Below are 16,464 nucleotides of genomic sequence, written 5' to 3'. Positions count from 1 at the left end.
GCCCGCTGAACATTCAGCTGGCTCATTTTTATTGGGATACACCCGATTCAGTAATCTTAAGATGATAGACAACCTCAATATCCATATCTTGATATTGATCCTTATACTGTTTCAGATTAAAACCTCTCGTTTGGGAGCGGACATGCTCTCCAATTCCGAGCGGATCGATATTCAGCTTTTGAAATTTCCTTGTTAACTTTTGAGCATTATGTTCAAGTTCTTTTTTGATGGTTTTTTCAATACTTTTTACTACTTTCGGGTCACCTGCATTTACTTTGGTATATTCGGTTAACCGTCCTTTAACATCTACAGTGATCCTAACCCTTTTATAAGGTTTTTCTATAATTTTAATATCTAAATGACTTTTTAAAATTTCAAGATTTCCTTTATATGCTTTATTAGAAAATTGAAAGCTTCCTTCTTTAAAATCTTGAAACAGGGTCTTAAATATTAGGATTTGTTGTTCGTCTATGGTTCCAACCATCTTATCCTTTTTAAAGATAGCGAGTCCTATTATTTTTACGGCATCCTTTTGTTTTGATAAATAAGGCAGGACAGGATCCATACTATCTGCGAAATACGCGTACAAAAACGTATGGAAATTTAATAAAGGGAGATTAGAAAAGTTTTCATTTTGTTTGATTAAGTTACTAAAATAGTTGCCGTCGGAATTTGTATAGTTATAATCATCAGATAAAATATGCTTAGCGCTTTGTTTTGTAATCCCTAAATATATGGCTCTTCCCACACCTGGATCCCTTTGGAGCGTATCCAATGTTTCCATGATTCCTTCTTTTGCAAGCTTCTCGCTAAATAATATGGTATTTAATTTCCCGATAAAGATCGGTTTCGCCGTCATTTCGTTTAGTTCGTTTCTGATTTCTTTTGATGTTTCCCCTGATGCCGTTAAGTATTTCATTTTAAACGTTTGTTCGTTGATAAAAATCGGATAATTGATTGTTCCTTTTATTTCATTCTTTTTTGATGCTTTATCGAATCCAAGTGTTCTTACGATTGTAATATCATCTAAAATCTCTTTTTCTGCACATGCACTTAATAAGAGACACATAAAAAGGAGTAGTAATTTCTTCATTTTTTCGCTCCTTTTTTGAATATACTTATGATGAAAAGCAGTGGTATGTAGGCGTAGAGGAAATAGAATCCTATTTTTCCTGTATAATTGTTTAGTTCATCGACTTGAAAACGGGTTGTAAAAAAAGCTGGAGCAAGGAACAGTATAAGAGAAACAGGAATAACAGATAATCGGATGTTAATGTCAAATATACGGTTTAACGCGCGACAGGATGCCCAGATTGCGAGTACCAGGTTGATTAGGATTACGATACAGAAAAAGGATATTCCTATATATTCAAACCGCTCAACAAAAGGGAATGTAACGATTTTCCATTCTTGAAGTGTCGGCCACGTTAAACTTTGCAGTTGCTTAGGACTAAAGTACATAAGTGTTGAGATGGTTGTAATCAGGTAAATAATTGTTGTTGATGCAGAACCATAGTGAGCCCATTTTTGTGCTTTTTTAGGATCTTGAATATGAGGATAATAAGCAAGTAAATATTCAAATCCAATAAAACTTAAAACCATTACTTTAAAGGCTTGATAAAATTCTCCTAATTTATGGTCAATAAAAGGCATAAGATTAATGAAATACCCATGCTTTATAGGAAAGTAATGGGTAAACACAATCCATACGGTTAAGACAAAAGAAAAAAATGCGATTCCGGTAATAACGCGGAATCCTTTCGTAACAATATAAAGCGTTAACACTGCGAAAAATAAAGAAAGTGTCCATGTAGGTATACCTGGAAACATCCAGTTTTGCACAGCCTCAATAAATGTACGCAGAATGACAATAGCTGTACCTAAGTAATAGATAGAAAGCAGAGAACTTAGAGGGATAGACAGCCACTTTCCAAAGAATTGATGATGGATATTAAAAATATCTCCACCATGTTTGTTCAGAATAGAAAACATCATCCAAATGATAAGATGGACACCTATACCTCCTGCAAGAACAACGAGCCAGCTGTCTTGATTAACAAAAATTGCAATATATCTGACGAAACCAAGAATCCCCACTCCGATTTGCGCACCAATCACTAAAAAGAAAACAAGTTGTGGTGCAATTTTAGCCTTTTCATGAACTTGAGGAGGAAATTTACTTTTATTCAAATTCATCGATATCCCTCTTTTTCCACCAGCTCATTTTTTGTTTTTCTTTGACCATTAATTGTTTAGGTCTCTTTTTTTGTACATAAAAAGGAAGCCTTATGAACGAATCTTTCCAATCTGAAAGTATTGGGGGATAAATTGGTGCTAGATAGGGTCTTCCTAAAGATGTTAGCCCCAGCAAATGTGAAATAATCATCATCAATCCAAGTGCTAAACTTAGGAGTCCCCAAAAACCAGAAAGAATAATCATTGGAAACCGAACAAGCCGAATTGCATTGCTCATTCGATATACAGGAGTCGTAAAAGAAGCCAGTGCAGATAAAGAAACAATAATTAATAGAACATTACTGGTTAACCCTGCTTCTACTGAGGCTGTCCCGATTACGATCCCCCCAACGATACCAATCGTTTGACCGACTTTTGTAGGCAGTCGAGCTCCGGCTTCTCTTAATAATTCAATCGTCAGTTCCAGGAACAATGCTTCAAGCACTGGTGGAAAGGGGATGTCGGTCCTGGAAGTAGTAAGCGTTGATAAGAGGTCATCTGGGATCAATTCAGGGTGAAAGGTGATGACTGACACATATATAGGTGTAGCAAAAATAGAAAAAAAGACAGCAAACATCCTCATTAACCGGAAAAGAGAAGCGATGTGCCAAGATAAAAAATAATCGTCAAACGCAGCAAAGAATTCTAAGATCGATACAGGTCCATACACACCATGTGGAGAACCTTGCGTAAGGAAAGCAACCTTGCCTTCGATTAAGGAGGCTACAATTCGGTCCGGTCTTTCTGTGTCTATGAATTGCGGAAAAATAGACATCTTATTGTCTTCTATCATCTGAATCAAGTAAGAGCTGTCCAAAATGTGGTCATATTCAATCCCTGCTAACCTTTTTTTCAGCGTTTCCACATTTTCTTCATTCGCGATATCTTTTAAATAAAGAACAGCTACCTTCGTTTTTGTTCTTAACCCAATCTCAATAAATTCAATCTGTAAGGCGGATGTAGGAAGTCTTTTTTGAATCAATAGCAGATTGGTTTCTAATTCTTCATTAAACGCTTCTTTTGGACCGATTACGCTAAATTCGATTTCAGGGACATTTATGGATCTTGCCATTTCTTCCTTCATGATGTGAATGAAAAGCATCCCTGATGATGAACGCTTTTTCAGGGCAACGCACCCTTGCAGAATCATCTCATTGATCGTTTTGTTATCAGGCTCATCTTCCCAATATTTATTTCCGAAAGGAAGTTGTTCAAACATTTCTTTGCTGGAGAGCTGTTGATGGTCTTGTAAAAAACGAAGCACCTCTTTATTAAACCGTTCCTGTGAAATCAAAGACTCAATATAGCCGGATTCCCAGTCCGAGATACCGGTTTCTTGCCACAGAATATTTGTATCTAAATGTTTATTCTCTTTTTGTTCTACAGCAGGGTTAGATTTTACCGATTTTTCTGTTTTAAAGAATCTCATATGTCATCCTTTCCGGCTGTCCGATAAAACGAAGAATTTCGTTTGTGATTTCCTTGGGTTTTTCTTCCATAACAAGATGGCCACATTTTTCATATACCACTAGTTCTGCGTTTGGAAGATCGTGTTTAAGCTTATAACCGGTCTTCAAAGGAATCACTTTGTCTTCCTTCCCCCAAATCATCAAGACAGGCTGAGTAATTTTTTTTAACTCTTCTGAACTCATATCCCCCTCCCGGTGCCTTAAAAGCCGGACGAGACAATGAATGAATGCTGCTTCGTTTAAGGGTTTGCTGTAGCCGTCAATCATTTCTTGGGTGACTAATTTTGAATCGTGCAACACAGCCAATAAGTTTTGTTTTACATCCTTTTTTTTAATCCAGCTTTTCATGCCCCACGTAAACAATGGTAGATACGAGCAGGCGATCAAAGAACGGCTGGCACGTTTTACATAGGAACAGCAACCAAGAAGGATCAATTTCTTAATCCGTTCTGGTGCTATTTTGGCCGCATGCAACGAAATTTGGCCTCCCATGGAATGACCAATCAATATAGCTTCTTGAACGTTTAGCTTATCTAAAAAATCGATGATGAGTTGTCCATAGTTACTAAGTTTATAGATAAAAGTTGTAGACTTTTCACTTTGACCGAATCCTGGCAAATCGAGCGCAATCACTTTAAATTCTTTTGTGAGATCGGGAAGTAATTTTCTAAAACTGATCGTAGATGATAAGAACCCATGAACGAGCACAATTACTTTTGCATCAGGGTTTTCATGATCGAAGTATTCGTAATAGACGTCGACATTGTTTACATTCAGTCGATATCCCGGTACAAAAGGATGCTGATTATTTACCGCCATGAAAGTCCACCTCCGTCCGCAAAAATCATATTCGTAGTTTTACCAAACCAAACTCAGATACAATGTGTAATTATTTCCTGTACTTGTAAGGTTGTTTTATCCCGGAAATACTGGATTCCCATCAAAATTTGTGCGTTTGTCTCTATTCCTCTTTACATACTTCGTACATATTTTAATAAGGAGTAAGAACGCATTAGAAAAGAAATGAAGGAGGTAGCAGGATGGCATTTCCATATTATCCTTACTATTATCCCTATGCTTACGGTGGCTATGGCTACGGTTGGGTATGGGCCGTAATAATAATCTTGTTTATTCTCATCTTGATATTTGGTGGCTGGTGGTGGTGGAACACCAGAGATTGAGGGATGAAGGCTTGGAGGTAGGGTCTTCAGGCCTTTTTCGCTTCAAGTATGAATGAAAGGCTATGCGGGGATAATGAAGTAAAAAATGGAGAGATGATATGCACAGTCGTCAAACAGTTCGCTATATTTGTGAAGAGTATACTAGCGGAAACTGTTACTATTACAAAAGTGAAATTATTACTCATGATAATTGGAAAAATCTTGACTCCCTTTCCTGGTCAAGGCCCCGTCCAATATCAAAGAGAACCTTCATGAAACAAAAAAAAGCAGGCTATAAAACAGAGCATAAGTTTATAAAAAAAGAACCTGCTGTGGTGATAGCCTTGCCTCATTCTTAAAACCGCCTGATTCATGGCGGTTTTGTTCTGTTCAGAAGCGTAAAATGCTGTTTTGTTTCTAAGAAATGGTCACCTTGAGCGGAAAATGGAGATTTTGAGCGAAACAAGGGTAATTTTGAGCGTAGCGAGAGAATCTTGAGCGTAACTCGGCGTTTTTGAGCGTAACTCAAGAAATCTCAGCGAACGTGTAATAAATAAAAGAACACGTACCGTATACAATCTAAAAACAAAGTTCATGACAAGGCTAGTCAATAAATTGAAAATAGGATTACATACATTCGGCTGATGGGAATACAAGTCATAAGAGGCTATTAAAAAGGAGTGAAGGACGTGGATGAATTTCGAATTGCTAAAGACACATTGGGTGAAGTAAAAGTACCTAAAGAGGTTTATTATGGCGCTCAAACACAAAGAGCGGTTAATAATTTTCCGATAAGCGGTCTTAGACTGCCTTTTTCTTTTATTAAAGCACAGGCGATCATCAAAGCTAGTGCAGCTGCAGCCAATAAAGCATGCGGTGTGTTAGACACGAAAAAAGCAGACAGTATTATTCAAGCCGCAGAAGAAATCATCGATGGGAAATGGAAGGATCAATTTGTAGTGGACGTCTATCAAGCGGGTGCGGGCACCTCACAAAATATGAACGTTAATGAAGTGATTGCCTCAAGAGCAGCTGAAATTTTGGGTGGGGAAAAAGGAGATTGGAGCCTCGTTCATCCAAACGATGATGTAAATATGTCACAGTCTACAAACGACACCATTCCAACTGCTATAAACCTCTCAATCGCAGACCAGCTGTATGCAACTCTGTATCCTGCAATTGACCACTTATTAGAAGTCTTGGGACAAAAAGAAAAAGAGTTTCATTCTGTTGTCAAAGCAGGTCGGACTCATTTGCAGGATGCCGTGCCAATCAGGCTAGGGAGTGAATTTAAAGGATATAAAGGAGCCGTTCTCTCAGTAAAAAAATCGTTAAATGACGCTAAAAAGCATTTGTTTGAACTCGGTCTGGGTGGAAATGCCGTTGGGACGGGAATTAATGCGCATGAAAAATATGCCGCTGTTGCCATTAAGGAGATTGCGAAACGGACAAACCTACCATTCACACAAAGCGAGAACACCTATATGTTCATGCAAAATACGAATGCTGCCATCCGTATTAGCAGTCATTTGAGAGAACTAGCAATTCATCTCATCAAAATCTCTAGCGACCTGCGTCTGTTGAGCAGCGGACCGAAAACGGGGCTTGCAGAAATAACATTACCGGCAGTCCAGCCAGGTTCATCAATCATGCCAGGAAAAATCAACCCGGTTATTTTAGAAAATCTATATATGATTTGTTCACAGGTTATTGGCAACGATTCCTGTGTGACGACGGCTGCGATAGGAAGCCAGCTTGAAATCAATCCGATGATGCCTGTAATTGGTTACAATGTGCTGCAATCGATTACGATCATAAGCAATGGGATGAATGTGTTTACAGATAAATGCTTGAAGGATATCAAAGCTAATGAGGAGAGGATCAAAGGTTGGCTTGAGCAAAGTCTTTCTCTTGTCACAGCATTAAACCCTCATATTGGCTATGAAAAAGCGGCAGCTCTAGCAAAGGAAAGTTTTGAGACAGGAAAAACATTGAAAGATCTTTTGATTGAAAAAGAAGGGTTTACACCAGAAGAAGCAGAACGAGTTTTAGATCCTAACTTAATGATTTAATCTTTAAAAGTGGTATTCTGCTCCCAACAACATATCAGATATATTTTAAAAGCTGCAATCATTTAAAAAAAGATTTTTCTAATTCATGTAACCTTTTTTTGTTTTTCTCGACAAATATAGTACAGATTCCTTGTTTTTCATTTATTTAACAAAAATGTAGTGAATAGTTAAAAAAAGGCGTTATAATTAAGAGGTAATTCTCAAATAAAGGTAATTGTTTAATATACTGGTAAACCTTTTTGCCTTGGGGAACTATGAAAAACTTTAACTTGGAACTGCAGGTTTGGGAGGAACGTTAAAATGTGCGGCTTTATTGGATATATGTTAAATACACCTGAAACGGTTGAGCAGCAGGAAACTGAAAAATTAATACAGATGACAAATATCATCAAACATAGGGGTCCGGATGATAGTGGGCACTTTGTTGATCAATATGTCCGTTTTGGTTTTCGCCGCCTAAGTATCATCGACTTAGAAAGCGGGAAACAGCCTTTATCGTATGAAGATGACCGCTATTGGATCATCTTTAATGGGGAAATTTATAATTATGTTGAAATAAGAAAAGACCTCGAAGAAAAAGGTTTTGAGTTTAAAACTCATTCAGATACGGAAGTCATACTCGCGCTTTTTAGTGAAAGACGCGAAGAGGCGATGAAAGAACTTCGAGGGATGTTCGGATTTTTAATCTGGGATAAAGAAACGAAAGAGCTTTTTGGCGCACGCGATCCCTTTGGAATCAAGCCTTTCTTTTACTTAGAAGATGAAGATGGTCTGTACTGCGCTTCTGAAAAGAAGAGCATCACGCTCGTGGAACAAGAGCAGGAAATTGATGCTGAAGCACTCCATCATTATTTAACCTATCAATTCGTACCTGAACCGATGACCTTAACGAAGGGAATCAAAAAACTCGAACCCGGCCATTATTTTGTTAAAAAAGCAGGCAGACCTTTAAAGATCAAATCTTATTGGAAGCCAAAATTCAGTCCGAAAAATATGGCACTAGCAGAAGCGAAAGATGAAATTCGCTCAGTCCTGCGCGATTCAGTCAAAGTACACATGCGTTCAGACGTGCCGGTTGGGGCTTTTTTATCTGGCGGTATAGATTCAAGTGCCATTGTAGCACTGGCAAGCGAACTTCATCCATCATTAAAAACCTTTACAGTAGGATTTGAAAGAAAAGGTTTCAGTGAGATCGATGTGGCCGTCCAAACAGCAGCAGCACTAAACGTCGAGAACATCCACTATATTGTAAAACCTGATGAGTATATAAGAGAGCTTCCGAAAATCATCTGGCATATGGATGATCCAGTTGCCGATCCAGCAGCGGTTCCTTTGTATTTTGTCGCACGTGAAGCAGCTAAACACGTAACGGTTGTATTATCAGGTGAGGGAGCTGACGAGCTTTTTGGGGGTTATAACATCTACCATGAACCGCACTCTTTACGTCACTTGTCTTCCATGCCAAAAGGAATCTCAAAAGGACTAGCGGCTATTGCAAGTATATTTCCTGAAGGGATCAAAGGAAAAAGCTACTTAGAGCGGGGCAGCATGTCGATTGAAGAACGTTATATCGGTAACGCAAAAATGTTCTCGGAAAGCGAAAAGAGTAAACTTTTAAAAGAGTATCGATCCGCTTATAAATATAAAAATGTAACGAGACCTCTATATGATCAAATCGTGGAGTACCATGATGTACACAAAATGCAATATATCGACCTCCATACGTGGATGAGAGGAGATATACTTGTAAAAGCAGATAAGATGACCATGGCTCATTCCTTGGAACTGCGAGTACCCTTTTTAGATAAAGAAGTTTTCAAGGTGGCTTCAAGGCTTCATCCTGATTTAACGGTAACAAATGGAACGACGAAGTATGCCTTGAGAGAAGCGATGCAGGGTATCGTACCTGATTCAGTTCTACACCGAAGAAAATTAGGATTTCCTGTTCCAATCCGTCATTGGCTGAAAAATGAATTGTATGATTGGGCTAAACAATTGATCCATTCGAGTGAGACCGATCAATATCTTAATAAAGATTTGGTGATTCAGCTGCTTGAAGGACATGTAGCGGGAAGAGGAGATTACAGTAGAAAGATATGGACTGTATTGATGTTCATGCTATGGCATCAAATCAATATTGAAAAAAGATACGATTTTGAAAAGAACGAAAAGGTCCATTCAAATATCGAGCAAGAATTAACATTAACTGGACGATAACACTCCATTTATTAGTTTTGCTTGTCCTGTATAGTTATGTTATACTTAACAGGTTAAAAAATAGTTAGGAGTGTTTTCATGAATTTTGAAGTAGGTAGCATTGTTGAAGGTAAAGTTACAGGCATTAAGCCTTTTGGTGCGTTCGTTGCATTAGATGATAATGTACAAGGTCTTGTGCACATTTCTGAAGTTTCTCATGGCTTTGTTAAAGATATTAATGACGCTTTAAGTGTTGGCGACGTTGTGTCAGTAAAGATTCTTTCTGTTGATGAAGACAGCAAGAAAATTTCACTTTCCATCCGACAAACACAAGAAGCACCAGCACCGAAAAAAGAACGCCGTCCTGGTGGTTTCAACAACAAGAAAAATACAAGCAACAACAATCAAGATGCTAACAAAGGTTTCAACACACTTGAAGCTAAGCTTAAAGACTGGTTGAAAGAGTCAACAGATCGTCAAGCTCAACTTAACAAGCGTCTTAAGAAGTAATTTTTAAAAACCTCTCATTTTGAGAGGTTTTTTTTATAGGTCATGATTACACGCGAGTATGTTCAGGAGTTCTTTCGTCGCTTAATTCCCCTGACGGTTTAAATAATAGAGTTAAGCAGTACAAACCAGAAAGACCAACCAGGCCGTAAACAATGCGTGCTAAAGCAGAGTCTTGCCCGCCGAATATAGCTGCAACAAGGTCAAATTGGAAAAATCCGATTAAGCCCCAATTAATAGCTCCAATGATCACTAAGGCTAACGCAAATCGCTGTAATCCACTCATTTGAATTCCTCCAATTCATTGATAAATACTACCTTATCTTGCCAAATTTTAACTATATTTATACATACCCTGACATGCAAGGGATGAAACCAGCCATGTTGATACATCCTAATATTCGGTAAGCGGATTACTTTACTTTTGTTAGCAAAGTCAACCATAATACGGATTAAGCACTGTAAGGAGGAGATAGGATAATGAACGAATTTATATACTATAACCCTACCCGACTAGTATTCGGTAAGAATCAAATCAAGGCATTAAAAGAGGAACTTGGCCGTTACGGTAATAAAGTACTCGTCGTATATGGCGGAGGAAGCATAAAACGAAACGGTTTATATGATGATGTGATGAGTGAGTTAAACGAGATAGGAATGGAAGTCAGTGAGTTATCTGGAGTAGAACCTAACCCCCGGCTTTCCACTGTAAAAAGAGGCGTAGAACTTTGTAAAGAAAATAACATTGATTGCTTATTGGCTGTAGGTGGCGGTAGTGTTATTGATTGCACCAAAGCAATTGCAGCAGGAGCTAAATATGACGGTGATGTTTGGGATCTCATTACTCTAAAAGCTCAGCCGCAGGAAGCCCTTCCTTTTGGGACGGTTCTTACATTGGCTGCTACAGGTTCAGAGATGAACTCAGGATCTGTGATCACTAATTGGGAAACCCAAGAGAAGTATGGCTGGGGAAGCCCATTAGTGTTCCCGAAATTCTCCATATTGGATCCAACTTACACGTTCTCTGTTCCAAAAGATCAAACAGTTTACGGAATTGTGGATATGATGTCACATGTGTTAGAGCAATACTTCCATAATACTGAGAATACACCTTTGCAAGACCGTTTTGCGGAATCTATTCTAATAACAGTTATGGAAGCGGCACCTCGCCTTTTAGAAGACCTGGAAAATTACAAGCTCCGTGAGACCATTCTTTATAATGGAACCATGGCGCTAAACGGAACACTGCAAATGGGTCTTCGAGGAGACTGGGGCAGCCATAATATTGAGCATGCTGTTTCTGCTGTCTATGACATTCCCCATGCTGGCGGTTTAGCTATTCTTTTCCCAAATTGGATGAGACACAATATAGGTACGAATGTAAAAAGATTTAAGCAACTAGCTGTTCGGGTACTTAACGTTGAAACAGAAGGGAAATCAGATAAAGAGGTCGCTTTAGAAGGAATCGACCGTTTATCAGCTTTCTGGACATCATTAGGTGCACCAAACAAACTAGCGGACTACGACATCGATGACTCGAAACTTGACCTAATAGCCGATAAAGCAATGGCTAGAGGCGAGTTTGGAAACTTCAAAAAACAAAACAAAGAAGACGTATTAAACATTTTAAAAATGTCATTATAAAAGAAGGGGATATGTCCCTTCTTTTTTATTAGGATGTTTGTTAATTTAAAGTTAGTGGTTGATTTCCGCTCCAGGTTGCAGGCTTCTGCGGGGCGGGCAGTGAGCCTCCTTTCGCTTTGCGCCATTAGGCGTCTCACCTGTCCCACTCGGCCGCAGGACAAGGATATCTCCGGCAGCAAAACAACTAAAAAATATCCGTATAAAAGTATAGAATATTTCGTCTTTTATAACGAAACCGTTTACATAGATGAGGTTTCTTGATTTGATGAGTAGCTAAGTATAAAGTGAAAGAATAAATGATTGATTTTAGGAGGCGTACATATGACAAAGAAACTTAGTTTTGATTATAGCAAAGCCCTTTCTTTTATTGGGCAGCATGAAGTAGATTACCTCGCGGGAGCTGTGAAATCAGCACATGAGGCAATTCACGAAAAGACAGGTGCAGGCAATGACTTTTTAGGTTGGGTCGATCTGCCTGAGAATTATGACCGCGAAGAGTTCAGCCGAATTGTTAAAAGTGCTGAAAAAATCAAGAGTGATTCTGATGTATTGATCGTTGTTGGAATCGGTGGCTCTTATCTTGGAGCACGAGCAGCGATTGAAATGTTAAATCATTCTTTCTATAACCTGTTATCAAAAGAAGATCGTAAGACTCCACAAGTGTTCTTTGCTGGACAAAACATCTCCTCTACTTATGTAAAAGAACTTTTTGATGTCCTAAAAGATAAAGATGTTTCTGTTAATGTGATCTCTAAATCTGGTACAACGACAGAGCCTGCTATCGCGTTCCGTATCTTTAGAAAGTTCCTAGAAGAAAAATACGGAAAAGAAGAAGCTCGCAAACGCATTTATGCAACGACAGATAAAGCAAAAGGCGCATTAAAAACATTAGCAAACGAAGAAGGTTATGAATCATTTGTTATTCCCGATGATGTTGGCGGACGTTATTCCGTATTAACAGCTGTTGGTCTTTTACCGATCGCTGTAAGCGGAGTTAACATTGAGGAAATGATGAAAGGTGCTAAAGATGCCTCTGTAGATTTTAATAATCCGAACCTTTCAGAAAACATCGCTTACCAATATGCTGCCGTTCGAAATGCCTTATACAACAAAGGGAAAACCATTGAGCTTATGGTTAACTATGAGCCGGGTCTTCACTATGTTTCTGAATGGTGGAAACAGCTTTATGGAGAGAGTGAAGGGAAGGATTACAAAGGAATCTATCCTGCATCGGTTGACTTTACAACAGATCTCCATTCCATGGGACAATATGTGCAAGAAGGGCGCCGTGATCTTTTTGAAACCGTTCTTTATGTAGATTCCGCACGTGAAGAAATATCGATTGAAGAAGATGATCAAAACTTGGACAAACTAAACTTCCTAGCAGATCAAACGATGGACTTTGTTAATAAGAAAGCTTTCCAAGGTACACTGCTTGCACATACAGACGGTGGAGTGCCTAACTTAATTGTGAACATTCCAGAAATGTCTCCGTACCACTTTGGCTACATGGTATATTTCTTTGAAAAAGCATGTGCGATCAGCGGATATCTTTTAGGTGTAAATCCATTTGACCAGCCGGGTGTAGAAGCTTATAAGAAAAATATGTTTGCTTTATTAGGTAAACCTGGATTTGAAAAAGAAAAAGAAGAACTCGAAAAGCGTTTATAAGAATGAAAAGTCTGGTCAAACGGCCAGGCTTTTTTTGTTGTGATAAAAGAGTTTTCTTCATACTCATATATATGAGAAACACGATGATTTTTTATAATCTATCTATAATTTGGAAAGGCTAAGCATTAGAAAAGAAGGAGGGTGAATATGAAACCGATAAAAAGCAAACTTGAAAATGAATTCATTGCCTTGAATGAAGCGGAAGATGTTCTTAAGAAAATGGGCTTTTCGTATGGAGGCAATTGGGATTATGACCATGGATATTTTGATTATAAACTTGATGATGAAGTAGGTTATACCTTTCTAAGAATTCCATTTATAGCTGTTGAAGGGGAGTTGGATAGAAGAGATACAACGATTCAAATGGGTGAGCCGTTCTTGTTGGCCCATAAATATCAGATCGGTCTGGATGATCATGCTGAGGCAGGGAATATATCTGGAAGTGTTAATCAATTTGCAGAGCCCCAAGATCCTGATGCTACCATTGATAAAAAGTGGATCGGCATCGCGAAAGAACTCGTTCAAAAAGTGGAAGCACAGTTATTAAAGTAAAAAATAGATGGGCAAAGTTTGCCTATCTATTTTTGCATGAGTTTATTACATAAACAATTAACCATCTCGTTAGCGGCCAGGTTGGAAGTTTGTATGATATGATCGGCTCCCGCTCTTATTGCATTAGATGATTGTTCAGAAGTTAGTATTTCCGCATGAATCAGAACTTTTTCATTTAATCCGCGGGCCGTTAGAATCGATAGGATCGTGTTCATATCCGCATCACTTTCTCTTAAATTAGCGTCTGCCGTAATAAGAACGATCTGTGCATGCTGAATATTAGCTTTCATCCAACTACCATCTTCACTAGCTTTTCCTTGAATAAAATGAACCCCTTCTTTATATAACGGATTCGAGTATAAGGAGTCATCCATTAAAACCACTTCATTCATTTCATTATTCTCCAAAAGGGCATAGATCGTATTCCGTGCACGTTCGTTCCATCCAACAACGATATAATGGTTTTTACTTTTAGTCATATTTTTCCCCTCAAAATAACGATTTTCTTTTTTTACGACAGCACTTGCAAAGTGTACAGTCGTGAAAGCTAAAAAGGACCCGCCTGTAAACACAAGAAATATCGAAAGCACTCTTACGACTGATGAATGGGGAGTATAATCGCCATAACCTACTGTTCCTGCAGTCATAACAGCCCAATAAAAGCCTTCAAAAATGGTTGGGAAAGTCTCTTTTTCTAAGAAGTGGGCTAAGATTGCGCTCAAATATAAGATCAGCATCAGTATGATGACTAATCGAACCAACATAGGCAGTCTTAAATAGGTCTGATACATTTTGGGCATGTGCACCCTCCTTCTATTATCACTATTGCCAATATGGAGAGCCTTATACGAATAATCCAACGGAAAAAAAGAAAACTCCGGAGATGATCCGGAGTTTTCTTTCATTACGATGCTTTATGGAAAGTGCAATCAGAAATGGCTTCTTCTGATTCAGTTTGTTTTTCCTCTGAAGCGGTCTTCGTAATCGTTTGATCGTTGATGGATGAATTTTTTACTTCCTCAGTGGAAGCGATCAAAGGATGATTTTGTAGTGCTAAATGATTTTGATTAATAATAGCTAAAATTTCTTTCTTTATCTCGTCTTTTACTACATGAGCATCACTTTTGATCCTTACTGTAATCACCAAGTTATCAAGGACGATTTCAATATAGATCCATTCTGTTGTTCCTGGTTTTGTTGTTGGTTCTGGTTTCTCAGGAACAGTTTCTTTTGGCTCAGATGGCTGCGGCTCAGCTTTAGGCTTTTCTTCAACCGGTTTCTCTTCTTTAGGTTTTTCCTTATGTGGCTTTTCTTCAACAACTGGTTTTTCCTGTTTTGGAAGTACAGCTGCCGGAGGAACATCTTTAGGTGCAACCGGTCGCTGTACGGTGTTTTCTTTTCCAGGTGCTGTTGCCGTTAACGGTGGATTCTTTGGCTTTTCTTCCTTTTTTGCAGGATCTTGTTTAGCAGGTTCTTGAGCTTGTTTTTCTTTTTTAGGTTCCGCTGCAACAACAGAACGAGCATTCTGAGGTTTTGCTGATGACTGATCTTTACGGATGGTCTTTTCTTTTTCCTGTACCGGTAAAACAGACGTTTCTTTTTCTGCTTTCGCTTCTTTCTTGTCATCTAGAATAGGAAGTAGCGGTTCGTATACTTGATTGATTTCTTCAGTGTGAGTTGAAGCTGTAATCGTTTCAGCGTTTTCTTCTAAGAGTTCCTTGATCGGTCCAACCTTTTCAGAGATTTCTTTTATGGTTTTAGTGGATACCTCTTTTGCACTGATTTTAATGCCAGACTTCTTTGCTGCTGTATAAATAGCATAACGGCCTGGTGAGATATTCATTTTTTTTGCTTTTTTACGTTCCTCTGAACTCATAACGATTGTTGTCATTTCAACGGATTTCTTTTTTGCTGTAACGTTCATGACTTCATTGACTCGTTTTTTCATTTCCTTTTCCTTATCCTCTGGAATATCTTCAGAAAGAGTTGTTGTGATAAGAACTTCCTCTTGTGCTTTTAGATAGCCGAGGTTTTCACAAGCTTCAAAGATAAGGTTGGTCACATAGCCAATCTCTTTATTCTTCCATTCACCCATGTGTTCAAGAACATTTTTACCTTGTTCATTGTAGGTAGAAATATCAAGAACCTTCATGGCTTCGTTTATTTCAAGTTCGAGGCTTGGGTCCATTTCCATTCCTACATAAGCATATGCTCCTGATCCTGGTAAAGGAGAAAATACTTGGAAGAATAATAAGAAGATGGCTAAAGCAGTTGCGGTTACCGTTTTCCAATTAATAAATACAGAGAAGAAAGAACTTTTCTCCTCTTGTAAAACAGGAATTGAGATCTCTTGACCGACTGTATAATTTTGATTCGTATTCTTGATTTTTTTGAATTCTCCGCCTTCAGCCAGAACAATGAGGTGGCGGCTGTTCACTTCTACAATAATCGCTTTGTTCATTAGTGTTTTCCTCCCGTGCCTGGCACATATTGCATTAACACTTGGTAATTTTCAATGAAAATTAAGGTTAGTGCGGTTATGTATTCACGCTGCCTTTTCATGGTGAGTTTTTGAACTTGTGATTGCTCATCATGAAGTAGGGGCAAACGTTTCCATGTTAAAAAGTAGTTTCTCATTTCAGGATCTGCTGCGATTTCTTCTGCGACTTGAATCGCTTGAAGCCTATTTTCAGTTTCTTTAGGTGTACTAACTGCTAACTGGCTAAATTCAATACCGAAATCCTTTAATCTGCTTTTAAAATGAGTGATCTCACTAACAGGGTCTGGGTTTGCAGCTTTTGTGCATAAACCTGCCGCTACTTCAGCGGTGTGAACGTCCTGTATAGGCTGCGGGGATTTCTGCTTTTTGGTAAACCATCGGCGAATCAACTTTGCCCCTCCTTCCTTTACATTTTATTTATGTAAAATAATATATTTCAAGATAATAATAACCAAATT

Annotated in this window: 14 protein-coding genes; 6 read left to right on the top strand and 8 right to left on the bottom strand. The window is 38.4% G+C overall.

From position 1 onward, the window contains the following. Window positions 1-28: 28 nt before the first annotated feature. From M3206_RS10045 to M3206_RS10030, 4 genes are read right to left on the bottom strand one after another with little or no spacing between them, the layout of a single operon-like run. Window positions 29-1,093, bottom strand: coding sequence for a Ger(x)C family spore germination protein (locus M3206_RS10045; protein WP_251312389.1), 1,065 nt, complete (start codon window positions 1,091-1,093; stop codon window positions 29-31). Then, the gene (locus M3206_RS10040; RefSeq protein WP_251312388.1) at window positions 1,090-2,196 is read right to left on the bottom strand and encodes a GerAB/ArcD/ProY family transporter; all 1,107 of its coding nucleotides are present in this window, start codon (window positions 2,194-2,196) and stop codon (window positions 1,090-1,092) included. Before M3206_RS10040 ends, M3206_RS10045 begins: the two co-directional genes overlap by 4 nt. Beyond that, window positions 2,183-3,664, bottom strand: a complete 1,482-nt coding sequence (locus M3206_RS10035; protein ID WP_251312387.1) for a spore germination protein — start codon at window positions 3,662-3,664, stop codon at window positions 2,183-2,185. The genes M3206_RS10040 and M3206_RS10035 overlap by 14 nt, the downstream gene beginning before the upstream one ends. Then, window positions 3,651-4,523, bottom strand: a complete 873-nt coding sequence (locus M3206_RS10030) for an alpha/beta fold hydrolase (RefSeq protein ID WP_251312386.1) — start codon at window positions 4,521-4,523, stop codon at window positions 3,651-3,653. Before M3206_RS10030 ends, M3206_RS10035 begins: the two co-directional genes overlap by 14 nt. 1,030 nt (window positions 4,524-5,553) lie before the next feature. Between M3206_RS10030 and M3206_RS10020 the strand changes: the two genes are divergently transcribed. From M3206_RS10020 to yugI, 3 genes are all read left to right on the top strand, one after another. Then, window positions 5,554-6,936 (top strand): class II fumarate hydratase, encoded by a 1,383-nt coding sequence (locus M3206_RS10020; RefSeq protein WP_251312384.1) that lies wholly within the window; start codon window positions 5,554-5,556, stop codon window positions 6,934-6,936. Window positions 6,937-7,236: 300 nt separating this feature from the next. After that, entirely contained in the window at window positions 7,237-9,153 is a 1,917-nt protein-coding gene (asnB, locus tag M3206_RS10015) for an asparagine synthase (glutamine-hydrolyzing) (protein ID WP_251312383.1), read from the top strand. Between the two features lie 78 nt (window positions 9,154-9,231). Then, window positions 9,232-9,642, top strand: coding sequence for a S1 domain-containing post-transcriptional regulator GSP13 (gene yugI / locus M3206_RS10010; RefSeq protein WP_251312382.1), 411 nt, complete (start codon window positions 9,232-9,234; stop codon window positions 9,640-9,642). A 46-nt stretch (window positions 9,643-9,688) separates the two neighbouring features. Here the strand turns inward: yugI and M3206_RS10005 are convergent, their stop codons facing one another. Further along, complete coding sequence (locus tag M3206_RS10005) at window positions 9,689-9,925, bottom strand: DUF378 domain-containing protein (RefSeq protein WP_251312381.1); 237 nt, start codon at window positions 9,923-9,925, stop codon at window positions 9,689-9,691. Between the two features lie 194 nt (window positions 9,926-10,119). Between M3206_RS10005 and M3206_RS10000 the strand changes: the two genes are divergently transcribed. The 3 genes from M3206_RS10000 (at window position 10,120) to M3206_RS09990 (ending at window position 13,506) form a co-directional block, all read left to right on the top strand. After that, window positions 10,120-11,283 carry an iron-containing alcohol dehydrogenase gene (locus M3206_RS10000; protein ID WP_251312380.1) on the top strand — a complete coding sequence of 388 codons (1,164 nt, stop codon included), beginning with the start codon at window positions 10,120-10,122 and terminating at the stop codon, window positions 11,281-11,283. A 321-nt stretch (window positions 11,284-11,604) separates the two neighbouring features. Continuing rightward, a complete protein-coding gene (locus M3206_RS09995) occupies window positions 11,605-12,954 on the top strand; it encodes a glucose-6-phosphate isomerase (protein ID WP_251312379.1) in 1,350 nt (449 codons plus the stop codon). A 147-nt stretch (window positions 12,955-13,101) separates the two neighbouring features. Beyond that, window positions 13,102-13,506, top strand: a complete 405-nt coding sequence (locus M3206_RS09990; RefSeq protein ID WP_251312378.1) for a YugN-like family protein — start codon at window positions 13,102-13,104, stop codon at window positions 13,504-13,506. Window positions 13,507-13,532: 26 nt separating this feature from the next. Here M3206_RS09990 and M3206_RS09985 read toward each other — a convergent pair whose 3' ends face one another. From M3206_RS09985 to M3206_RS09975, 3 genes are all read right to left on the bottom strand, one after another. Beyond that, complete coding sequence (locus M3206_RS09985; protein ID WP_251312377.1) at window positions 13,533-14,306, bottom strand: potassium channel family protein; 774 nt, start codon at window positions 14,304-14,306, stop codon at window positions 13,533-13,535. 104 nt (window positions 14,307-14,410) lie between these two features. Further along, on the bottom strand, window positions 14,411-15,967 hold the full coding sequence (locus M3206_RS09980; RefSeq protein WP_251312376.1) for an anti-sigma-I factor RsgI family protein: 1,557 nt from the start codon (window positions 15,965-15,967) through the stop codon (window positions 14,411-14,413). Next, the gene (locus M3206_RS09975; RefSeq protein ID WP_251312375.1) at window positions 15,967-16,395 is read right to left on the bottom strand and encodes a hypothetical protein; all 429 of its coding nucleotides are present in this window, start codon (window positions 16,393-16,395) and stop codon (window positions 15,967-15,969) included. The genes M3206_RS09980 and M3206_RS09975 overlap by 1 nt, the downstream gene beginning before the upstream one ends. Window positions 16,396-16,464 lie beyond the last annotated feature (69 nt).

This window comes from Fictibacillus phosphorivorans (assembly GCF_023715845.1).
Taxonomy (GTDB): Bacteria; Bacillota; Bacilli; order Bacillales; family Fictibacillaceae; genus Fictibacillus; species Fictibacillus phosphorivorans_D.
Note: the sequence above shows the minus strand (reverse complement) of the source record. Positions and strands in the feature narration are given on the sequence as shown.